The sequence below is a fragment of the Niallia sp. FSL K6-0212 genome (assembly GCF_038007605.1).
GTDB lineage: Bacteria > Bacillota > Bacilli > Bacillales > Cytobacillaceae > Niallia > Niallia circulans.
This window is the reverse complement of record NZ_JBBOXL010000001.1, coordinates 1,577,091-1,600,772: the sequence shown is the minus strand read 5'-3', so window position 1 is coordinate 1,600,772 and position 23,682 is coordinate 1,577,091. Positions and strand designations below refer to the sequence as shown.

Sequence of the window (23,682 nt, the reverse complement as noted above, 5' to 3'; positions counted from 1 at the left end):
TCTCTATCTAATATTACCAAATTTAACTAGAATAGGGGTTATTGTTTATCCATTTGATTTCTTGGGAAAAGAATAAGTAAAGGCTAAAAGGATGTGAGAGATAATGAAAAAAATGTTCAGACGACTAATTACGTGGGGACCTATCATTTATCCCTTCGCCAAAAAAATGTGGGACAAGCGCAAACAGTCAAAGGCAGCCTCAGCATTAGCAACACGCTCTAAGAGCTTCTAATTACTCTAGAAATAAAAAATCCAATGGGCTTTGAAACCTCATTGGATTTTTTATTTATGCATTTATTTTGTTATAAGTAAGCACTACTTCTTTCACTAAAGCATGATCTTCGCTTAAACCAGAAACTTCACTAAAAGCAGCTTGAACTCCTTTTTCATCTATTAAGTTCTTTAATTCAACAGACTCTTGATCTTCTGCTGTATAAAAGTGAAGAGCCGATGCCATTACTTCTACTAAATAAGAAGGAATTTCTTTAAACTCATTATAGTATGCTAGCGCTGGAGCAACTAATCGATCATTCCCGCCCAATTTTCGAAGCGGTGATCTACCAACTCGTTTTACATCGTCTACAATATAAACATTCGCAAAGCGGCCTAAAATTTTGTCGATATATTTTTGATGATCTGCTGCATTAAAACCATATTTTGCTACTAATACTTTTCCCGTTTCTTGTAAAACATGAAGCACCTTTTCTTTCACATCTTCATGTTGAATTGTTTCAGAAATGGTTTCATAATTCTTTCTATTGCCTAAATAGGCTGTTGCTGCATGACCAGTATTTACAGTAAATAACTTTCTTTCAATATATGCCTGTAAATTATTTACGAAATGCGCCTCGGCAATTTCAGGTTTCGCTCCTTTAATTGCCGTTTCATCTACAACCCACTCATGGAAAGGCTCTACCAGAACATCTAATAAGTTTTCATTCTTCTGGTTTGGCACAATTCTATCTACAGCTGAGTCAGGGAAACCAACGTATTCCTCTGTCCAAGCTGCTTCCTCTTCATTTAAATGCTCTAACACAAACTGTTTAAGGGCACTACTACCACCAATCATATTTTCACAAGCAATTACATTAACAGGTGTTTGATTACTTTTCATTCGTGCTTTAATTCCGTCAGCAATTAGCGGCGCGATGAACTTTAGAATATTAGGTCCGATAGCTGTAGTCACAATGTCTGCATGGATAAATTGTTCAACCACTTGTTCTGGATTTACTTTACTATTAATTCCTTTAATATTCTTAACTGTGAATTGATCTTTCGCTTCATTTGCCAATAAAACATGATATTGACCAACACGATTAATTTCATCGATAATCTGTTCGTTTACATCCACAAAGGTAATAGCATAATTTGACTGATGTAGTAATAGACCAATAAATCCTCTACCTATATTTCCAGCTCCAAAATGAATAGCATTCATCGTATTATTCTACCTCGCTTAAAATTTGGATTATTTCCTCTTCTGATTTCGCAGCAACTAATTTTTCGACATTTTCCATTTCAGAACATACAATGGCAATTTGTGATAACAGCTCTAAATGTTCGCCATCCTTCCCAGCAATTCCAATGATTAATTTAACAATATTGCCATCTCCAAAGTCTACGCCGTTTGGTGCTTGAATAACAGATAATCCAGAGTTTAATACTGCTGTTTTTGCTTCATCTGTACCATGGGGAATAGCTAAGAAGTTACCCATATAAGTTGATGAAATTTCTTCTCTTTGCAGCATAGCTGGGACATAATCCTCTGAAACATAGCCTTGTTCCACTAGAATTTGACCTGCTTTTTTGATAGCTTCCTCTTTACTTGCTAGACTGCTGTTTAAAATAATGTTCTCTTTTTTTAAAATACTCATTGTTTATTCCTCCTATTAATTTCTCAAATGATGTTTTAAAAACCTGCTGCTAATAAAATTTAATAGTTCTTCTTTCTTGCCGTTACTGAATACATGAATACTTCTTTCCGATTCAATAATAGAGGCACTTAAAAAACTTAATACTTCCATTACATTTTGATTTGCATCTAACGGCGCAAGCAAAAGTAATACCCGCTTCACCATTTCATTAGCACCATTCATTGCCCTCAAACTCACCATCTCGGGCAAGTCTATGATATTGAAAGATGGTTTTTCAATTTGATTATTACTTGTGTGATAAAGAGCTAAATTGGTTTCCGGAATAGCAAGTCCCCCTATTTCAGCCCGTGCTTCTAAAGCAGCAAATACTTCTTCCACGCTTGAAATAGAACCTTGTTGTTTCAATATCCTTAATCCCTTGTTTAAGCTTGCACTTAAACTTGCTCTCTCATCCCAAATATCCAGCTCCTTTAAAATAGAGGATAATAGCTGGGCTTGCTCTGAAAAAAGGAGAAAGGTCTGGAAATCAATACATTTTTGTTTAGGAACTTCTATTCCCTTTTCTTCCCTTATTACATGACCGATATTCTTTTGAAGATAGGTTTTTACTTCTTCCAAATCCTTATCATTTAAAATCGGATTTACTAATAAATAATCTCTAGAGATATCCTCTAATGGAATAGTCGAAAGAATGGCATCATAATCATCGATGGAAATATTCTTTAACTCGAATACAGATGCTGTTTTCACTTCTGATAGGCTTGGAATTTGATTAACAATTTTTGCTGCAAGCATTTTAGATGTCCCAATTCCGGATGAACAAATGATCAATAACTTGATATTTTTTGTTATTTTTCTATCATTTAACGCAGAACCAAAATGAAGAACTAAATAGCCGATTTCTTCTTCTGGTACATCTCTGTCAACAAGTGTTTTTTCCACAGCTTGCTGAACCACTTCAAACAACTCAGCATAATCCTCTTTAATATCTTCTAATAAGGGATTGGAAATACTCATTTTCTGATCTAAACGATATAATGTAGGCTGAAGGTGAGCTAATAACCCTTGAAATAAAGAATCATCTGCCAATGTTGTATGCAGTAATTTTTCGACATTTGCAATTAATGTCCTAACTAGCATTGCTACTTCAACATTTTCATCTTCAATGCCGACTTTATTGTCATAACGTACCTTTGCTCCCCTTAAATGCATCGTAATATAACCGACTTCCTCTGTAGGAATCGAAATATCAAAAGTACGTTCTAGTCTTGATACGATTTGGCGCGCAAAATCAAATTCTTTTGTTTGCGACAGCTCCCCTAAATAATCTTCTTTAAAAGAAATATTTTCTCCTCGCTGGATTCTCTCCATAGCAAGAGCAATGTGAACGACCAATCCAACATAAGAACTATCCGCCAGCGGATAAGGTAATTGCTCGTTGATATCTTCAATAATATTTTCAATACGCAGCAATTTTTCTTTTTGTACCAATCCTAAAAGCCGTTCGGAAATTGAGTCGATTTTATTGCTAGACTTTTTTTGAATGTTTTCCTTCACCATTTTAAGAAACTCTGGGACATCAAATCGGTCGGATATAAGACTGCGAATCGCTTTTCTCTTATCTTCCTCTGTTCCAACTAATTCAATACCATAACCTCTTTTTCTCATTAATTGCAAATCATACTTTGCTATAATCGGTTCCAGCTTATCCAAATCATTGCTTACCGTGGCAGTTGTTACTCCTAGTTCTTTTGCTAAAGAAAATAGTTTAATCGGTTCTTGATGATCTAATAAGGTACATAAAGCCACGATTATCCGTTCATCGGGTGTGTATTCTATATAATCCTGTTTTAAGATAGATACCCTTAGTTGATAAATATCATTAGGATTTCCTACAATTTTCACGCCGACTCCAGCTTTTTTATTCATTTGAAGATGAAAATCTTTTAGTATAGATTCGACATTCTTTAAATCACGATGTATCGTTCGTTCACTAACATTTACATGTTCAGCAATTCCCTTAATCGTCATTTCTTCCTCTATATTTTCTAATAGTATCTGTAAAATAATTCTTTCTCGAGCGGAAATAATCATAGCTTATCCCCTTAATCACCTGACATAATTTAATTATAAAACTGTTATACACACTTATTCAAACAGTATTAAACATATTTTTTTCAATTTCATTGTTGCCATTTCTAATTTATACTTCCCTATTTTTATCTATAAATACTGAAATTTAAGTACTTTTTCATGGAAAAAGATTAAATAGACATAAACCGCGTTAAACACAAAAAATACCAGCCAATCTACTAAGTTGGCCGGTATTTCTGCTAATTCTTATTTTAATTTTTCAATGATCTCATCATATTTAGGGCTGTTCATGAAATTCTCAACAGAAACATGGTGTGCAGTCGGTAATTTTTCTACTGCTCTATCTGTTAGATCTTTATGGGTAATAACAAGATCCGCATCACTTGGAAGGTTTGCAATAGAAGTATTTGTTACATCTACTCCTTCAATTCCTGCTTTTTTCACTTTATTACGCATAATTGATGCACCCATCGCACTAGATCCCATACCAGCATCACAAGCAAAGATTACTTTCTTCACTGATTTGTAATCAAATTCTGAAGTTTCAGCTGCATCAGGAGTTGCTGTAGTCTCAGTAATTGCACTTGCAACCGAGCTTTTCTTCCCTTTTAATGCTTCCATTTTTTCTGTTGCTGCATTAATATCTTCTTCTTTATCTTTACTTGTTTTCAAAATAATAGCTGCAATCACGAAAGAAATAATCGTTGCAACCACAACACCAGCGATAACACCTAAATGTTGTCCTTTTGGCGCCATCATCATTAACGCAATGATGCTACCAGGGGATGGAGTCGCTACTAGACCTGCATCAAATAGTGTAAAGGTGAATACTCCACCCATACCACCAGCGATTACAGCTAATAACATTACAGGTTTCATTAAAATATATGGGAAGTAAATTTCATGAATACCACCCAAGAAGTGAATAATTGCTGCCCCAGGTGCTGTCTGTCTTGATGTACCTCTTCCAAATATACAATAAGCTAATAGTACCCCAAACCCAGGACCAGGGTTTGATTCTAGTAAGAATAGAATAGATTTTCCTACCTCTTTCGCTTGTTCTACCCCAATCGGACCTAAAATACCTTGGTTGATGGCATTATTTAAGAACAATACTTTAGCAGGCTCAATAAAGATACTTGCTAATGGTAAGAGGTTTGCATTAACAATTAATTCTACACCGTTCGATAAGAAGTTACTTAATGCTGCTACAATTGGACCAACATATTTAAAACCAATAATGGCAATAAGCGCTCCCAAAATACCAGCTGAGAAGTTATTTACTAACATTTCAAATCCGGCTTTAATTTTTCCTCTAAATAAATCGTCCACTTTTTTGATTAAGTAGCCACCAAGTGGACCCATAACCATCGCACCAAGGAACATCGGAATATCTGCACCGACGATTACACCCATGGTTGCAATTGCACCAACTACACCACCGCGCTCTGCGTAAACCATCTTACCGCCTGTATAACCAATTAATAATGGCAATAAATACGTAATCATTGGACTTACTAGTTTTGCTAACTCTTTGTTAGGAGCCCATCCTGTTTCAATGAATAAGGCGGTAATTAACCCCCATGCGATAAATGCTCCTATATTAGGCATAATCATGCCACTTAAATGACTACCAAAACGCTGTATTTTGACACGAAAACCATTTTTATTTTCGTCTGACATTTTGTTTAACCCCCTTAATATTTCAGTTTGATTATAAAGCGGTTACAGATTATTCTCAATTCAAAGTAAATACACTTTTGACAGACACAATGTTGACACAATTAAATTAATTTAATTGGTAAAATTCAATAAAATCAGCATTCGCTTTAATTTCCTCTTTATAAAATGCCACCACCCTTCCTATTTATACGTAACTACACATAAAAAGAGAAGGGTTTCCCCTTCTCTTAAAAGTCTTTCATCAAGCTTCCACTACACTTGTATCTTTGATTACTTCAATGAAATGTATATGGTGTTCTTCAATATTTTTAATTTTGAAGATATATCCTTCCTCTTTTAATATATCTCCCTCAACCGCTTCAAAATTATTAGTCAAAAACCATCCGCCTATTGTATCTACTTCATCTTCTGATAAGTGAGTTCCTAAAAGATCATTTACTTCACTAATCAATACTTTGCCATTAAGAATATAATGATTATCCTTTATTTTGCGAATGTCAGAGATTTCGTCCTCATCAAATTCATCTCTAATGTCTCCAACAATTTCTTCCAGAATATCTTCAGCTGTAACAATTCCTGAAGTACCACCATACTCATCAAGCAAAATCGCCATATGTGTACGTTCCTTTTGCATTTTAATCAGCAATTCGCGGATAGGAACTGTTTCAATTACCCGGATAATTGGTTTCATATAATCCTCTAATTGAATTGCTTCTCTGCTTTGAATAGTTGCAGTAAGAAATTCGCGAATATTAATTAAGCCGATCACATTATCCTTATCCCCATTTACTAACGGGTAGCGAGTATAATTTTCTTCCTCTAAGATAGCCATTATTTCATCAAATGTATTGTCCACACTGATAGTCACCATTTCTGTTCTTGGGACCATTATTTCTTTGGCAATTCGTTCATCAAACTCAAAAATATTATTTACATATGCTAATTCGTTTTTATTGATTTCACCGCTTTTATAGCTTTCTGACATTAAAATTCTTAACTCTTCTTCCGAGTGAGCAAGTTCATGTTCTGACGCTGGCTTTAATCCAAAGATACTTGTCAAAAGTCTTGCAGAGCCATTCAACAACCAAATAAAAGGGTATAATAGACGATAAAACCAAATAATTGGTGTTGCAAAGGTTAATGTTATTAATTCTGCTTTTTGAATAGCTACTGTTTTCGGAGCTAATTCTCCAACAACGACATGCAAAAAAGTTACAAGTAAAAAAGAAATAATGAAGGCAATCAAGTGCGATAGCGCCGTTCCGATCGATAAATGAACAAATAGAGGCTCTAGAATTTCTGCGAAAGTAGATTCTCCAATCCAACCAAGACCTAAGGCTGTCACAGTTATCCCTAATTGACAAGCTGATAAATATTCATCTAAATGTGTCGTAACTTTTTTTGCTGCTAATGCTCCTTTTTTACCTTCAGCAACTAACTGATCAATTCTTGAACTCCTGACTTTTACGATCGCAAACTCTGTTGCCACGAAAAAAGCAGTAAATGCAATTAATATCACGAATAAAATCAAATTAAAAATTTCCAATAAGTAGCCCGTAAAGGGGCTTACACCTCCTGATTAATAAAAGCCGCATGCCTTTCTCACATTACAAAAGGAAAGACGCTGCTACTAGTTAAAATTCATTCCTACTTCCGAATATATAAATAAATGCAAAACAGTTAATTTAGCAAAAGAAGCAGTGCTTGTATAAAGAAATGCTTTCATGGATAATAGTATTTCTTACTTCTCTATTTTTATGTTGGACCTGTGCATCTCTAGAGGTAAGCATCTGATGCATTTTATCACTTAGACTCTTCCTATTTGCTCTCAGTTCCTCTATACCTATGGAATGCACTTGTTGATTATTTAATCGTTCCTTCTTTTCCTCCAGCGTAAGCTTACTCTTTTTGTATTCTTCAATAGCTTTATTTATTCAATTTTGTTCTTCACCATAGTAACGATAATTAGTTTGGGAACGCTCTGCTTGAAGAAGGCCAAGGTTTGTATAATAATCAATGGTTCTTTTTGCCACACCAGTAGCTTTTGCTAAATCACCAATTCTTAATTTCACAGCCCCATCGCTTCTCCTCCTAACCATAACGTTTTAGTTATACTTAATTAATTATATAAGTCTAAGGAGAAAAGTTTCAAGCAAAATACTTCCAATATATTTTGCACACGCTTTTTATCTTGCTAAATTTTCAAAAATGTCGGCTTTTTTATATGATTAAAAATCAATTTAGGTTAGAATATAGGTAGATAGATAGACAAGAAAAAATATATCAAAAAGGGGAAATGGAGTGGAAACAATTATCAATTTTCTTACAAGTAAAAGTGTAAAAAGGTTTTTCATCTTTGCTCTCATGATTCTGGGTATCTACACACTTAGGAGTATGATTAATTTAATGCTTTTTACCTTTATTCTTTCATTTTTAATGGATCGTATGGAAAAAATTATCTCTAAGCGAATTCACGTAAAACGAAACGTTATAGTTAGCATCCTCTATCTCATAACCATCGGATTACTTTCTTATAGCTTTATTAAATATTTGCCAATGTTAGTGGAAGAAATAACAGCATTAGTTAGACAACTAATGGATTTTTACTCTCGTCCCCATGATAATGCTGTCTTAAATTATATTGTTTCCATTATTCAAGAAAGACAAATAAACAGCTATTTGGAACAAGGGCTGGGCATTATCGTTAAATATTTTTCCAGTATTAGTTCCCTAAGTTTACAATTCATACTAGCTATTATCTTAAGCTTCTTCTTCCTGTTAGAGAAGCCGCGTTTGATTAAATATAAAGAAAACTTCCGCACAAGTAAAATAGCTCCTTTTTATAACGAAATGGAGTTTTTCGGCAAAAAGTTTGTGTTAACTTTCGGAAAAGTATTAGAAGCACAGGTTATTATCGCTTTGGTAAATTGCATTTTAACGACAATCGGATTATGGATACTCAGTTTTCCTCAATTACTAGGATTATCTCTTATGGTATTTGTTCTTGGTCTTATTCCAGTTGCCGGGGTTATTATTTCCCTCATTCCCTTATTAACAATTGGATATACCATTGGCGGATACCCCTATATCATTATTTTGATTATTTTTATTTGTATCATTCATGCAATCGAAGCTTATATTCTTAACCCGAAGCTCATGTCTTCGAAAACAAATTTACCTGTATTTTTCACCTTTATTGTCCTTATCTTCTCAGAGCATTTCTTTGGAGTATGGGGATTAATCATTGGTATACCTGTGTTTGTGTTTCTTTTAGATATCCTCCAAGTACAAAGTATGGATCCAAAAAGGAAAACAAACTTAGTAAAAGAATAGTTCTCGCTTCATTTCTATTCAATAAAAGCAGGCTGGATTCACACAAGAAAGTGAATCCAGCCTGCTTTTATTCTATAATGAGCAGTTCAAATTAATACTTTAATACTGCTCCTGTATTCGCAGATGTCACAAGCTTCGAATAACGTGCCAAGTAGCCGCTTTTTACTTTCGACTCAAAACCTTTCCATTCTGCTTTTCTCTGTTCCCATTCTTCCTCTGGAACAACAACATCCATTGTACGATTTTCAATATCAATTACAATATGATCGCCATCTTTTACAAATGCCAATGGTCCTCCTTCGGCTGCCTCAGGAGAAGCATGACCAATCGAAATACCTCGAGAAGCCCCGGAAAAACGCCCATCTGTTACCAGTGCTACTTTTGGACCAAGACCCATTCCAACAATTTGGGAAGTAGGTGCCAGCATTTCCGGCATACCAGGTCCTCCTTTTGGTCCCTCATAGCGAATGATGACAACATGTCCTTCCTTCACTTTTCCTTTTACTAATCCTTCCAGCACTTCATCTTGTGAATTAAACACAATAGCTGGTCCCTCATGTCGTTGAATGCCATTTTGGACTCCACCTGTTTTAATAATAGCACCTTGAGGAGCTAAATTCCCAAATAGGACTGCCAATCCACCTGTTTGAGTATGAGGATCATCAATTGGTCGAATGACTTGATAATCTTTCACTTTACATCCAGCGATATTTTCTCCAAGTGTTTTTCCTGTAACAGTTAACGTATCTAAATGGAGAGCTCCTTCCTTTTTCGATAATTCGTATAGCGCTGCTGACACACCGCCTGCTTCGTGCAGATCTTCAATATGTACATCAGACGAAGGCGCAAGCTTCGATAAATGAGGTACTCTAGATGCTACTTCATTGATTCTTTCAAGAGGATACTCTACACCTGCTTCATGAGCCAATGCTAATGTATGAAGCACTGTATTAGTGGATCCACCTAATGCCATGTCTAAAGCAAACGCATTATCGATTGCCTTTTCTGTAACAATATCTCTCGGTTTGATATCTTCTTTTATTAGATTCATCAACTGTTTCGCAGATTTCTTTACAAATTCCTTTCTCTCTGGTGCCACAGCAAGAATTGTCCCATTTCCAGGTAAAGCAAGACCTAAAGCTTCTGCCAAACAATTCATGGAATTTGCTGTGAACATGCCGGAACAAGAACCGCATGTCGGACAGCCAAATTGTTCTAATTCTCTTAGTCCACTTTCATCGATTTTACCTGACTGGTAAGCCCCTACACCTTCAAATACAGATGATAAGGAGATCTTTCTGCCATCACTAGTAACTCCAGCTTTCATCGGCCCCCCACTTACAAAAATAGTAGGAATATTTAAGCGTAAAGAAGCCATCATCATTCCAGGTGTGATTTTATCACAGTTAGGAATACAAACCATCCCGTCAAACCAGTGTGCTGCAACTACTGTTTCAATAGAATCTGCAATAATTTCACGGCTTGGTAATGAATAGCGCATTCCAATATGTCCCATTGCGATCCCATCATCTACCCCAATTGTGTTCATTTCAAAGGGAACGCCGCCCGCTTCTCTTATTGCATCTTTTACAATTTTCCCAAATTCCTGTAAGTGGACATGACCTGGAACAATATCAATATATGAATTGACCACTGCAATAAACGGTTTATCAAAATCCTCCTCTTTAACACCAGCTGCACGCAGTAAGCTTCTATGCGGAGCTCGGTCGAATCCTTTCTTAATCATATTACTTCTCAATTGTGTCACTTTTATCCCTCCAATTATCCGACTAAATCGAAAAATCTGTATATTTAAACTTTTACCTATTGTAACACTATGATAACAAAATTGGTATAATTTATTCTTGTGATTATTCAGATAAGTTTATTTTGTTTACTTTTTCTAGAAAAAGGTAAAAACATCGTTATATCAATAACCATCTAACGATAAATGTTAGAAAACCTAACAAACAGTCCCGTCTATTTTTTATATTTCCTTCCATTTTCTTGATGCCGTTCCAAAATAAAGATATATTAAAATAACTTTCTTTCTTTTCTCAATTATTGGCTGTTGTAAAAAATCTAAAAAAAACGATGAAGATTTATATCCCTTCATCGCTTTTTTATTGATATCATTATTCTCTCTCAAGTTTATTCGCACATTAGATGCATTACCTCTTATGCAAATATCTCACTAATTTTCTTTACTTCTTCTTCCGTTAATGACACGTCTAATGTTCGAAGATTATTCTTAAGCTGTTCAGTTGATTTCGCCCCTGGAATGATTACATCAACCGCAGGCTGCTCTAACAGCCATGCTAGTGCAAAATGTGTTGCATCAAAGCCTTTAGCTTCAGCCATTTGCTTTAATTGATCCACCTTTTCTACATTACGAATAAATGCTTCTCCCTGGAAAAGTGGATTATTTTCTTTTCCGCCGCTGATGATCGAATCCTTCGAGTACTTCCCGGTTAATAATCCAGAAGCTAATGGAAAATACGGAATAAAGCTAATATTGTTTTCTACACAATATGGTAAATATATTTCCTCTGCTTGTCTTTTAAATAAAGAATACTCTGCTTGGAATACCTCTAGATAACCATCTTGGTTAAATTCCTCTATTTGTTCGGCATCTAAATTCGAAGCTCCAACTGCAAGAATCTTTCCTTCATCCTTTAATTCTTTTAATGTTCCTGCTACCTCAGCCATAGGAGTAACTCCATCTGGAAAGTGAACATAAAATAAATCAATATAATCTGTTTGCAGACGCTTTAAACTATCTTCTACCGCTTTACGTAAAAATTCTTTACTATTATCAAGTTCAATTTTGCCATCTACTAATTTATGAGCAGCCTTGCTTGCAAGAACAATATCTTGGCGGTTGCCTCTTTCCTTCAGCACCTCTCCGATTAATTCCTCTGATCTCCCTAATCCGTATACATAAGCGGTATCAAGAAAATCAATCCCAGCATCCAATGCACTTCTTACTACATTTTTTCCTGTTTCATCACTTAAATTCGGAAATAAATTATGACCACCGACAGAGTTTGCACCATATCCTAGCTTCGTAACATGCATAGCCGTTTGACCGATTTGAACTTTACTACTCAAAAGATTCATCTCCTTCATTAGTATATAGACAACTATTCTCTTTCTCCCCTAGTATGCTTTTTTCTTTAATAAGAGTAAAGCAATTCGCTTTGTATTCTATTTTCAAACAAGCTTCATATACTTTTAGGAGAACAAACATTAATGAAAGGACTTCGATTATCTGTGCATGTATTAAAAAGTGGAATCTTTGTCATCATTTTTCTCTTTCTATTTATTACATTATGGTCGATGAGTGGAGTTCAATTACGATTAAATTTTCCTTTTATTCTTATTCTGGCCGTGCCGTTATGGGTCTATTTCCGACTTCAACGAAAGAACGAAAGAAATTCAGTCATTTTTTCTAAAGAAATTCTGCTCAATCTATTTTTCTTTTATTTACTGACTGTTGCTTATGTGACTTTAGCTCCTTTTCACTTCACTCCACCAACCATAACGGAAGGAAAAATGAATATTACACCCTATGTTCAAATTTTGTATCAATATAAATATAAGCCGCCTTTCTTTTGGATGTTATATACTTTAGGCAACATCGTCTTGTTTATTCCCTTTGGTTTTATACTGCCTATGTTATATAAAAAACACTTTCAAGCATTGATCACAATAGGACTTGCTATCCTCTGCTCCCTTTCCATTGAACTAATCCAATTTTTCTTTACTACAGATCGAGCTGCCGATATAGATGATTTCATTCTAAATGTCTTTGGTGCGATAATAGGATATCTTCTCTATCTATTAATGCGGTTATTTTTGCGGAAAATAGATAGAAAATAATCACCAAAAAGGGGTATCTGAAAAAGATGAATTCTCCTTCAAATACCCCTTTTGTCCTGTTAAAGAAAACAGAACAAACCTATTATTCCTCACCAATAATTCTAACTTCTGTCTCAAGGTCGACGTTAAAGTTTTCTTTTACTGTTTTTTGGACATGTTTTATTAAGGATAGATAGTCATTGGCTGTAGCATCTTCTACGTTCACAATGAACCCTGCGTGTTTCGTAGAAACTTGTGCACCACCTATTTTCGTTCCTTGAAGACCGCTGTCTTGAATCAGTTTCCCTGCAAAATGGTTAGGCGGTCTTTTAAAGACACTCCCACATGAAGGATATTCTAACGGTTGTTTAGATTCACGCAAGAAAGTAAGTTCATCCATTTTCGCCTTAATTTCTGCATACTCACCTGTTTGCAGAGAGAAAGTTCCTTCTAATGCCACCCAGCCATTTTTCTCTATACTACTAGTACGGTAGCCAAGTTCTAATTCCTCTTTTGTTACTGTTTGAATTTCACCTGTTTTCGTTAATACTTTTGCTGATTCCAAAACATCAGCAACCTCTCCACCATAGGCCCCCGCATTCATATATAACGCTCCGCCGACAGAACCTGGAATTCCACAAGCAAATTCCAATCCAGTTAAAGAATGCTCTAATGCAAATCTAGAGGTCTCAATAATCGCCGCACCACTTTGGGCAACCACTTTATTGCCTGCAAGAGAAATTTCCTCAAGCTTAGTTAAATTAAATACAACCCCACGAATTCCACCATCTCTAATCAACACATTAGAACCATTTCCTAATATCGTAATCGGCACATTTTGTGTAAGGGCTAATTTATACGCTGACTGTAATTGTTCATATGTTTGCGGAAAAAGTAAAAAATCAGCCTTCCCACCAATTTTAGTATACGTATATTTATTTAACGCCTCATCCATTTTTACACTTTCTTCAGGCAATATTTCAAGAAATTTTTTTAGCAGTATATTTTTATCCATTAATCTCAACCTTCTATACATATTTCTGACTACACTATTCTAATAGTATACCAAAATTATAAATAGGTACGACGATAATAAGCAAATTTATGTGAAATGTACTCAATCCCATTATATGAGAACCCCCTTCTCTTCATGCTAAAAAAAGAATAGGACAAGTTTTCATATATAAAAAAAAGCTAAGTAATCTTTTATCCATTACTTAGCGAATGCTACTAATTCTCTTTCCTTTTGGTGTAATAAGTCGTAAGAAAGACAAGCAGGCTTATTCGTTCTAGGGTCCTTTACAACAACAGCATCTATTTGGAAAACTTCTTTTAGAACCTCTTCTGTCATTACCTCTTCCGCTGTTCCCTCTTTCATCAATTTACCATTTCTCATCGCGACCATATGATCGGAAAATCTTGCTGCATGGTTCAGATCATGAATAACCATCACAATAGTTCGATTTTCTTCTTCATTCAGTTTCTTTAACAATTTCAGTACTTCCAGTTGATGAGCCATATCTAAATACGTTGTCGGTTCATCTAATAACAGAAGATTTGTTTCCTGCGCAATCGCCATCGCAATCCACGCTCTTTGACGCTGACCACCTGATAATGTATCAACTTCTTGATCCTTCAGCTCTGTTAAACCAGTTACTTCTAATGCCCAATTTATCACTTCTTTATCTTTCTCTCCTAATCGCCCAAATCCTCTTTGATGAGGGGAACGACCATAGGAAACTAAATCATAAATCGTTAATCCATTCGGTGCGTCTGGTGATTGAGGAAGCACTGCCATTCTTTGGGCAATTTTTTTAGTAGGGATTTTGTGTATCATTTCTCCGTCTAGATATACAAACCCTTCCTTTGCTTTATGAATCCGCGCAAGAGTCTTTAATATCGTGGACTTACCACAACCATTAGGCCCAATAATGGTTGTAATTTCCCCTTCCTTCACGCGTAGATTCAAGTCATCGACAATAATTTTATCTTCATATCCAATTTTGAGTTGATCTGTAGCCAGTATGTCCATTCTTCTTCCCCTCCTTCCTGTTCTTTCTATATGTTTTATAATAAATTCGGAGTCATTTTCTGTTGCTATTTTCCGCCGTTATTTCCTTCTTTATTCGAAGATAAAAGAGATATCTATTTCTTTACAAATTATAAATGATAATGATTTTCATTATTTATTATAGTTTGAACGAGGATTTCATTCAAGACTGTTTCACATATTTACACGAATTTTTCTTGCACCTTTCTGATTTGACTCACGCAAAAAAAAGTCTGCCTTATCCGTTCAGACTTTTTTTATCATATAAACACTCAAAAATACTGGCTCCAATTAATTGGATTAGTTCTTTCCCTTTCTGATTGGCTGTAAGCTGATCTGTTAAAATCGCAATAAAGATAATTTCATCCTCGTGCTCTATGATGGCACAATCGTGTTCCACCTTATCCAATTCTCCAGTTTTATTAGCAATTCTAATACCACTATTCTCTCCGCGATAATACGGCAGTTTATCAAGAAGTTGCTGATGATATAAGATTGTCTTCCCACTCTGATTTCTATCGTTATAAATCGCCTTTAGACATCGGAGAATATCATGAGGAGAAGTATAGTTTTCAATTTTTCTTTTTCGCGCTTCTCGGTCCATCATTTTTCGCTGCAGAACGGTTGATGACATCCCAAGCTGTTGACATCTTCTATTCACATTGTCCATGCCAAGTCGCTCAATCAAATAATTGGTTGCCATATTATCCGAAACAATCATCATTAAAGTAAGTAAATCACGAATCGATAAACGACTTTGCGGAGACATGTATTGAACAATACCCGCTCCCCCTGTTCTTAGGAGGCTTCTAACCTCCACTAAATCTTCTAACGCCAGTGTTCCACCTGAGCTTTGCATAAAGCTTTCGACCATAACTGGTAATTTAATGAGACTAGCACTGGGGAAGACGTCGTTTTCATTTAGAAAAAAACCTTGCCCTCTCCATTCCATAGCTATCCCAAAATGACCTTCTCCCTCATATTCCTGTACAATTTTATTTATAAGCTTGCTTAATTTCTCCATATTCATCCTGTTATATCCTAATAAAGGTGACAGGCTACAAAATGGCCATTTTCTCGCTCTTGCCAATCTGGCTTTTTATTGGCACAAATATCCATCGCATGGGGACAGCGGGTTCGAAAAACACAACCACTTGGCGGGTCAACTGGACTTGGTAATTCCCCTTTTAAGATAATTCGTTCTCTTTTGTCTTCTATATCTGGATCTGGAATAGGAATAGCAGAAAGAAGTGCCTGTGTATATGGATGTAGGGGATTGGAATACAATGCCTTACTGTCTGTTAACTCTACTAAATTCCCTAAGTACATGACACCAATTCGATCACTAATCTGCTTTACCATCGATAAATCATGGGCTATAAATAGATAGGTTAATTGTTTTTCTCTTTGCAGCCTTTTTAATAGATTTACTACTTGTGCTTGCACAGAAACATCTAGTGCGGAGATCGGCTCATCTGCAATAATAAATTCCGGCTCTAGGGCTAATGCTCTCGCAATGCCAATTCTTTGTCTTTGTCCCCCGCTAAATTCATGGGGAAAACGATTGGCATGTTCTCTATTCAGCCCTACACTTTCCAATAACTCATCTATACGAGTATTTTTTTCTTCCTTTGTTCGATAGACTCCATGAATTTCTAAAGGCTCTGCCAAAATTTCCCGGACCGTGGAACGAGGATTTAACGAAGCATAGGGATCCTGAAAAATCATTTGCATTTTTCGTCGAAATGAAAAATTATCCTTTTCAGACATACTTCCCATATTGATATCATTGTATAAAACTTGCCCATTCGATGCTTTATATAATCCCATAATCGTTCTGCCTAATGTCGATTTTCCACAGCCTGATTCACCGACAATACCAAATGTTTCTCCTTTCTTGATAGAAAAGGATACATTAGATACTGCTTGTAATGTCGTATTCTTCTCTAATTCAAAATGCTTCGATACATTTTCTACTTTCAATAGAACCTGCTGTGTCATCCCACTCTCTCCTTATTCCCAATATCTTCTTGCTACACATAATTCTTTTTCATAGATTGTATTTTCTAAAGGAATAATTTCGATTGTCTTTCCTGTCTTTGGGGAATGAAGCAATTTATTTTCTCCATAATAAATACCTACATGGTGGATATGTCCTTTCCCTTCCTCGTAAGCAAAAAACAATAAATCTCCTGGCTCCATTTCCTCTAAAGGAATATTTTTCCCTGCCTCTGCTTGCTCACTGGCATCTCTCGGTATCACATACCCATTCGCTAAGCACATACTGTAACTGAAACCAGAGCAATCATAACCGAACGAACTCATGCCGCCCCATAAATAGTCCAGTTTCAAAAATCGTTCTCCTTGTTTTACTATATCTTTCCCTGTTCCTTTACGGACATCTTGAAAAGAGGGATAAACGACTACATCCGCTGCTCTAATCCACCCTTCCCCAGAAGGTGTCGACACTTGAACCCACTCTCCTTCTTGTTTTTTTAGCGGGAGTCTCGTTTGAAAGGATAATGACAATATTGCATTTTTATTACCATCACATAACTCTGCTGCAGATGCTTCAACTATTGCAATCGGTCCACTTTGTAAAGAATAACCTTCCCTTTTTACAAGTTGTTTTTTAGGTATCCACCCCGGGTAGCCAAGCTGATTTTTCCGAGTTGCTTGATTGGGCAATGCTACATATGTCCAGTCGCCTTTTTCTTCCAATACATATACCTCTTGCCCATACAATACTTGTGATTGTACTAAGTTCTCTGTACAAAGCTCTAGTCCTTTTTCATAATCAAGACTCGCAATCCAGCTCTTTATATCACAAGGATTATCAATTGCCCCTGCGTCTATTTCTCTTGCTGAATATTCAGTTGTCCAGAGGGTAGCAACAGGAACATCCACTATTCTCACATCATATTTATTCATCCCACATTCTCCTTTTCGTGTACAAGAATATGATTTATCCCTAAACCAAATTGCTTAGATAAAATGATGTTTCTTCCGTCATATTGAACACCGCCATCTACTATATCTCGGGCCAGCATCAGTGGTGCATCAAAGTCATAACGAGTTATATTCTTTTTACTTGCTGCAAAATGGGCCGCAGCAGTAATTCCTAATTTAGTTTCAATCATACTTCCGACCATACATTCCATTCCTGAAACTTCAGCTAAATGATTGATAATCTGGGCACGGTAGATGCCCCCTGATTTCATTAATTTAATATTAATTAAATCTGCACTGCGTGTTTTCAGCACCTCAAAGGCCTGCTGTGGAGTAAATACAGCCTCATCAGCCATAATTAATGTGTCTACTGAATCAGTTACCTTCTTTAAACCTTGGATATCATCCGCTTTAACTGGCTGTTCCACTAATTCGATATTAAGTCCTAAGTCCTCCATTTTTCGTATAGCTACAACTGCCTCTTTCGGGCTCCAGCCTTGGTTAGCGTCCAGTCTTAATTTAATTTCACTTCCTACTCTTCTTCTAATCTCTATTATTCTATTAATATCTGTTTGTATTTCATCTTTTCCCACTTTAATCTTTAATACATTAAACCCTTGTTTAACATAGCTCATTGCGTCTTCTCCCATTTCTACCGGGTCATTGACACTAACTGTATAGTCTGTTTCCAATGTATTATTATATCCACCCAATAATTGATAAAGTGGCAGCTTACAATATTGAGAAAAACAGTCATATAGGGCCATATCAATTGCTGCCTTTGCACTCACATTTCCAACAAGTATTTGCTGGATTCCTTGAAGCAATAATTCAAGCTGCAAAATGCTTTTGCTCAATAAATAAGGTTTGAACACTTCATGAATGGATGCTTCGATGCTTTTTAGACTATCTCCTGTTATTACTAAAGTCGGCGGTGCTTCTCCCCAACCAACAATTCCGTTTTCGCATGTAATTTTTACATATACAGAATCAGCAATCGTTACAGTTCGTAACGCTGTCTTAAAAGGTTTAATTAATGGAACTGCGACACGGAATGTTTCGATTTTAGTTATTTTCACTATGTATCATCCTTATTTTTAAAATCTTGTTTTCTAGTGTTGCTATGCCAATTAACTTACTCTCCAGCTTTTACTTCTTCTAATTTATTCCACTCCGCTATCAATAATTAGTACTTTTTCATTCGTGTTTATTTCTGCATTAACCCCTAGCGGAATAGATATATGTGGCGAACAATGTCCTATTTTAAATCCCTTCATAGTTGGTTTCCCTGCTCTTTGAATATAGTGGTTGATCACTTCGTCTAACGCAAGCGACTTGTCTCTTTTGGGTTGACATTGATGAAAATCACCAATAATAATTCCGGCAGCATCTGTCAGCTTTCCAGCTTGCTGTAATTGATTAAGCATTCGGTCTACGGATCGCGGCTCTTCATTTATATCTTCTATCAGTAGAATTTTTGCTTTGGTATCTATTTCAAAAGGAGTACCGATCGAGCTTGTGATAAGAGAAAGGTTTCCTCCTGTTATCCTTCCTGAGGCCCTCCCTTCTACTAAAACATCCACGTTTGAGTACTCTTCTGTATACATTATTTCTTGCGGTTGAAATAATTGTTTTAATAAAGCTTTCGATAAAGGATGACAGTCTTCCATTCCAATATCCGAGGAAAGCATCGGACCATGAAAAGTAACTAATCCAGTTCTTTTAGCAATTGCAGTATGCAGAAACGTTATATCACTGTAGCCCCAAAATATCTTCGGATTTTGAGCAATGATGGAATAGTTAATTTGACTTGCCAATCTAGCGGTTCCATAACCCCCACAAGCACAAATAATTCCCTTTACTTCTTGATCTAAAAACGCATTTTCTAAATCTATTAATCTAGCTTCATCTTCTCCTGCTAAGTAACCGTATTGATCGTAAACATGTTGTCCAACCTTTACTTTTAACCCTAATTCCTCTTCTAAATACTGGATGCCTTTCTGTAAAGAATCGGGCGATGGCGGACTAGCTGGAGCAATAACGGCAATGGTATCTCCTTTTTTTAAACGTTCCGGCTTTATCACTTTTATTATCCCTTTCTTTTTTCGTTTTTTTAATGCTTTAAGGAAAGAAGGGATGCCTTTTGTTCATCCCTTCTGCTCTCTTCTTATTTTTTATCCGCCCATTTTAATTCAAGGTATCCAACCGGATGACGAACAATTCCCGTCACACTGTCGTTTTGTAAATACACATAGTTATAGAAATGAATAGGGAAAATTGGTGCCTCATCCAACAATAATTTTTCTGCTTTATACATTAATTCAAAACGTTTTGCTTCATCCGATTCATTTTTAGCATCTTTAATTAATTGATCATATTCCGCATTTGACCAACCTGTTCTATTCATTGCCAAACCAGATTGGAAGTTTTCAAGAAAGTTAATCGGATCTCCATAGTCTGCAAGGAAAGAGCTTCTGGATAATTGCAGCTTTAGTGCAGTTTGTTCTTGCGTAAAGACACTTGCTTCCATATTGGCAAGCTTGACGTCTACGCCAAGATTATCCTTAAACATTGCTTGTAAAGCTTCCGCTATTGCTTTATGAGTATCACTAGTACTATAGGTAAGCGTTACTTCCGGCAAGGTTGTATATCCTTCTTCCTTCATTCCTTGTTCAAGCAGTTTCTTTGCTGCTTCCACATCTGTCTTTATTAAATCTCCACTCGTTTCACGGAAATCCTTCTCGTCATTGTCCAAGTATCCATATGAAACAAAGCCATAGGCAGGTTTCTCTTGATTTTTTGTTACATAATCGACGATTTGCTGTTGATCAACAGCTAAAGCAAAAGCTTTACGAATATTTTTATTTGTGAACGGCTCTTTTGTCACATTAAATCGATAAAAATACGTTCCTGCCTGGTCTTCTACTTTAACTTTTCCTTCACTAAATAGCTGCTCACTTAATTCTGCTGGAACATCAGAAACATCCAATTCCCCATTTTGGAACATTTGATACTCTGTATTGGAATCATCCACCATTGCCCAGTGTATTTTATCTAACTTAACGGTATCAGCATCCCAATATTTTTCGTTTTTCTCCATTTCAAAATAGCTGTCATGCTCCCATTTAGTTAATTTAAATGGACCATTTCCTACAAATGAATCTGCCTCTGAAAACCATTCTGGATTTTCTGTCGCTACCTTTTCATTAATCGGAAAAAATGCAGGATTAGTGATAACATTTAGAAAATAAGCTTGCGGGTTTGTTAAGGTAACTTCAAGCGTTTTTTCATTAACTGCTTTAAGTTTTACATCCTCTGCTGAACCTTCTCCGTTTGCATATGCTTCTCCCCCCTCAATAAAATAACCAAGGAAAGCAGCTGGCGATTTCGTATCTGGATTTAACAATCGTTTCCAAGCAAAGACAAAATCACCCGCAGTAACTGGATCTCCATTAGACCAATTTGCATTATCTCTTAAATGGAAAGTGTATACTTTTCCGTCTTCTGACACATCCCATTTTTCAGCTATAGCCGCTTGAGGCTCATGATTGTTATCCAATCGTGTTAACCCCTCCATTAAATTGTTTAAAGCTGTCCACGAAACACTATCAAAACCAATCGGCGGATCGAAGGAACTAGGCTCTTGTCCATTGTTTAAATTTAATACCTTTTCTTTCGTTTCCCCTGCCGCCTTTTCCTTTCCTGCATCACTATTTGCTGTACAAGCAGCAAGTGACAAAATTATCATCATAGCCAAAAAACCGATCGTTATCTTTTTCATCGTATTCCCCCCACATCGTTTTCATCTCATAATCTATAAAATGACTTTTTCTTTAAAGTCAAAAAATAGCTAAAAACTATATTTCGAAGATTTCCAATCGTTAAATCGTGTGCAATACCCGCCTTGCCCGCTCATCCTGCAGCCAGCAATTGACTTGATGTTGAGCACTCAAATTACTTTTTGACGGATACACTCTTTTGCACACTTCCATCGCATACGGGCATCTTGCCGTAAAGGAGCAGCCTTCTGGCGGAGAAAATAAATCTGGAGGAGTTCCGTCTATTGGCACCAGCTCTCCTTCCTGATCCAATCTTGGGACAGAATTTAGCAAGCCCTTTGTATATGGATGCTGGGGAGAATAGAAAATATCTCTTCTATTCCCCATCTCCACTATTTTTCCTGCGTACATAACCGCTACACGATCAGCTACTTGAGCAACTACCCCTAAATCATGTGTGATTAGAATAATGGACACTTCTCTTTTTTGTTGAATCTCTCGGAATAAGTCCAAAATCTGTGCTTGGATTGTTACATCTAAAGCTGTTGTAGGCTCATCTGCAATTAAAATCTCTGGTTCACAAATCAATGCCATCGCGATCACTATTCGCTGTCTCATCCCTCCGCTAAATTGGTGAGGATATTGTTTCAATCGCATTTCGGGATTAGGGATGCCAACTAATGTAAGCATTTCAATCGCCTTATCTTTTGCTTCTGCTTTTGAAATCTGCTTGTGCTGTTTAATGCCTTCCATAATCTGATCTCCAATCGTCAGCGTAGGATTTAAAGCTGTCATTGGATCTTGGAAAATCATAGAGATATCGGCACCGCGAATTTTTCTCATCTCTTCATCTTTCAGCTTGGTGAGATCCATCCCTTTATATAAAATAGAGCCGTCTGTAATTCTTCCTGGCGGACTCGGAATTAATCGCATAATCGTTTGCGATGTAACGCTTTTTCCACAGCCAGATTCTCCAACAATGGCTAAAGTTTCCCCCTTTTCCAAAGAAAAATTTACTCCTCGTACCGCTTTTACCTCTCCTCCATAAGACGCAAAAGAAACATGAAGATTACGGATTTCTAGTATTGTCGTCATTATTTTCCACCCCTCAGCTTTGGATCAAGAGCATCCTGGAGTCCATCCCCTAATACATTGAAAGCAAACATCGTAAGCGATATAAATAAGGTTGGAAAAAACAGCCTCCACCAATGACCTGTTAAAATAGCAGATAATCCTTCATCTGCCATAACCCCCCAGCTTGTTAAAGGTGCTTGAATGCCAAGCCCTAAAAAGCTTAAAAACGCTTCTGCAAATATTGCAGAGGGAACTGTTAAAGTCATTTGAACAATTATCGGGCCCATTGTATTTGGAAGGAGGTTTTTTCTAATTATTCTGTAAGTTTTAGCTCCAAAAGTTTTCGATGCTAAAATAAATTCATAGTTTTTTATTTGAAGAACTTGTCCTCTAACTATGCGGGCCATTCCAACCCATCCTGTAATAGACAAGGCAATAATAATAGATCCTAGTCCCGGACCCATCACAACAGACATTAAAATAACGATTAATAAATATGGGAGTCCATATAGTACTTCTACTATTCTCATCATGATGTGATCCATCTTGCCACCCTTGTATCCCGATAGCCCACCGTAAGCAACTCCTATCAAAAAATCAATGACGGCAGCTGCAATCCCAACAAACAACGATATTCTGGCCCCATACCAGGTTCTTGAAAAGACGTCTCTGCCCAGACTATCTGTCCCAAACCAATATTCAGAAGAAGGCGGCTGATTTTGATTAATAAGCTTTTGCTCCGAAATCGAATGGGGAGAAATTATCGGACCAATGATAGACATAATAATTAATAAAATTAAGAAAAAAAATGCTCCCATCGCTAATTTATTCTTCCAAAGATTTCTCCATGCTTCTTGCCAATAGGATAGGCTTGGACGAACAACGGCTTCAGCCTCCCCATGCTGTTTCTCTATTGGTACAAACCATTCATCAAGAGCAATATCGTCCTTTTTTTCATACATTGTTTCTTGACGTAAGCCCATTG

Annotated in this window: 20 protein-coding genes; 2 read left to right on the top strand and 18 right to left on the bottom strand. The window is 36.3% G+C overall.

The window, feature by feature from the left end:
- Nucleotides 1-286 precede the first annotated feature (286 nt).
- The 6 genes from MHH96_RS07515 to MHH96_RS07490 form a co-directional block, all read right to left on the bottom strand.
- Nucleotides 287-1,438, bottom strand: a complete 1,152-nt coding sequence (locus tag MHH96_RS07515; RefSeq protein ID WP_047944239.1) for a mannitol-1-phosphate 5-dehydrogenase — start codon at nt 1,436-1,438, stop codon at nt 287-289.
- 4 nt (nt 1,439-1,442) lie between these two features.
- Nucleotides 1,443-1,874: a PTS sugar transporter subunit IIA gene (locus MHH96_RS07510; RefSeq protein WP_047944240.1), complete on the bottom strand. Its 432-nt coding sequence runs from the start codon at nt 1,872-1,874 to the stop codon at nt 1,443-1,445.
- Nucleotides 1,875-1,889: 15 nt separating this feature from the next.
- Complete coding sequence (locus MHH96_RS07505; protein ID WP_047944241.1) at nt 1,890-3,968, bottom strand: BglG family transcription antiterminator; 2,079 nt, start codon at nt 3,966-3,968, stop codon at nt 1,890-1,892.
- A 246-nt stretch (nt 3,969-4,214) separates the two neighbouring features.
- Nucleotides 4,215-5,651: a PTS mannitol transporter subunit IICB gene (locus MHH96_RS07500; RefSeq protein WP_047944242.1), complete on the bottom strand. Its 1,437-nt coding sequence runs from the start codon at nt 5,649-5,651 to the stop codon at nt 4,215-4,217.
- Between the two features lie 241 nt (nt 5,652-5,892).
- Nucleotides 5,893-7,197 carry a hemolysin family protein gene (locus tag MHH96_RS07495; RefSeq protein WP_047944243.1) on the bottom strand — a complete coding sequence of 435 codons (1,305 nt, stop codon included), beginning with the start codon at nt 7,195-7,197 and terminating at the stop codon, nt 5,893-5,895.
- Nucleotides 7,198-7,585: 388 nt separating this feature from the next.
- Nucleotides 7,586-7,723 (bottom strand): MerR family DNA-binding transcriptional regulator, encoded by a 138-nt coding sequence (locus MHH96_RS07490; protein ID WP_186440704.1) that lies wholly within the window; start codon nt 7,721-7,723, stop codon nt 7,586-7,588.
- A gap of 229 nt (nt 7,724-7,952) precedes the next feature.
- On the opposite strand from MHH96_RS07490, the gene MHH96_RS07485 reads away from it, so the two are divergent.
- Complete coding sequence (locus MHH96_RS07485) at nt 7,953-8,984, top strand: AI-2E family transporter (protein ID WP_047944244.1); 1,032 nt, start codon at nt 7,953-7,955, stop codon at nt 8,982-8,984.
- A gap of 91 nt (nt 8,985-9,075) precedes the next feature.
- On the opposite strand, the gene ilvD is transcribed toward MHH96_RS07485, so the two are convergent.
- Nucleotides 9,076-10,752: a dihydroxy-acid dehydratase gene (gene ilvD, locus MHH96_RS07480; RefSeq protein WP_047944245.1), complete on the bottom strand. Its 1,677-nt coding sequence runs from the start codon at nt 10,750-10,752 to the stop codon at nt 9,076-9,078.
- A gap of 410 nt (nt 10,753-11,162) precedes the next feature.
- A complete protein-coding gene (locus MHH96_RS07475) occupies nt 11,163-12,062 on the bottom strand; it encodes an aldo/keto reductase (RefSeq protein WP_235850483.1) in 900 nt (299 codons plus the stop codon).
- Between the two features lie 174 nt (nt 12,063-12,236).
- Here MHH96_RS07475 and MHH96_RS07470 point away from each other — a divergent pair, with 174 nt between their 5' ends.
- Complete coding sequence (locus MHH96_RS07470) at nt 12,237-12,866, top strand: VanZ family protein (protein ID WP_053215787.1); 630 nt, start codon at nt 12,237-12,239, stop codon at nt 12,864-12,866.
- Nucleotides 12,867-12,948: 82 nt separating this feature from the next.
- Here MHH96_RS07470 and murB read toward each other — a convergent pair whose 3' ends face one another.
- From murB to MHH96_RS07420, 10 genes are all read right to left on the bottom strand, one after another.
- Nucleotides 12,949-13,860, bottom strand: a complete 912-nt coding sequence (gene murB / locus MHH96_RS07465; RefSeq protein WP_047944247.1) for a UDP-N-acetylmuramate dehydrogenase — start codon at nt 13,858-13,860, stop codon at nt 12,949-12,951.
- A 198-nt stretch (nt 13,861-14,058) separates the two neighbouring features.
- The gene (locus MHH96_RS07460) at nt 14,059-14,877 is read right to left on the bottom strand and encodes an ABC transporter ATP-binding protein (protein WP_341117005.1); all 819 of its coding nucleotides are present in this window, start codon (nt 14,875-14,877) and stop codon (nt 14,059-14,061) included.
- A gap of 256 nt (nt 14,878-15,133) precedes the next feature.
- Nucleotides 15,134-15,925, bottom strand: coding sequence for a serine hydrolase (locus MHH96_RS07455; RefSeq protein WP_061800071.1), 792 nt, complete (start codon nt 15,923-15,925; stop codon nt 15,134-15,136).
- Between the two features lie 11 nt (nt 15,926-15,936).
- A complete protein-coding gene (locus MHH96_RS07450) occupies nt 15,937-16,896 on the bottom strand; it encodes an ABC transporter ATP-binding protein (protein WP_047944249.1) in 960 nt (319 codons plus the stop codon).
- A gap of 12 nt (nt 16,897-16,908) precedes the next feature.
- Nucleotides 16,909-17,826 (bottom strand): C40 family peptidase, encoded by a 918-nt coding sequence (locus MHH96_RS07445; protein ID WP_047944250.1) that lies wholly within the window; start codon nt 17,824-17,826, stop codon nt 16,909-16,911.
- On the bottom strand, nt 17,823-18,923 hold the full coding sequence (locus MHH96_RS07440; protein ID WP_047944251.1) for a dipeptide epimerase: 1,101 nt from the start codon (nt 18,921-18,923) through the stop codon (nt 17,823-17,825). Before MHH96_RS07440 ends, MHH96_RS07445 begins: the two co-directional genes overlap by 4 nt.
- A gap of 84 nt (nt 18,924-19,007) precedes the next feature.
- Nucleotides 19,008-19,928: an LD-carboxypeptidase gene (locus MHH96_RS07435; protein WP_144545963.1), complete on the bottom strand. Its 921-nt coding sequence runs from the start codon at nt 19,926-19,928 to the stop codon at nt 19,008-19,010.
- Nucleotides 19,929-20,011: 83 nt separating this feature from the next.
- A complete protein-coding gene (locus MHH96_RS07430) occupies nt 20,012-21,625 on the bottom strand; it encodes a peptide ABC transporter substrate-binding protein (RefSeq protein WP_047944254.1) in 1,614 nt (537 codons plus the stop codon).
- A 100-nt stretch (nt 21,626-21,725) separates the two neighbouring features.
- Nucleotides 21,726-22,718 carry an ABC transporter ATP-binding protein gene (locus tag MHH96_RS07425; protein ID WP_047944255.1) on the bottom strand — a complete coding sequence of 331 codons (993 nt, stop codon included), beginning with the start codon at nt 22,716-22,718 and terminating at the stop codon, nt 21,726-21,728.
- Nucleotides 22,718-23,680 (bottom strand): ABC transporter permease, encoded by a 963-nt coding sequence (locus tag MHH96_RS07420; protein ID WP_161798413.1) that lies wholly within the window; start codon nt 23,678-23,680, stop codon nt 22,718-22,720. The genes MHH96_RS07425 and MHH96_RS07420 overlap by 1 nt, the downstream gene beginning before the upstream one ends.
- Nucleotides 23,681-23,682: the final 2 nt, after the last annotated feature.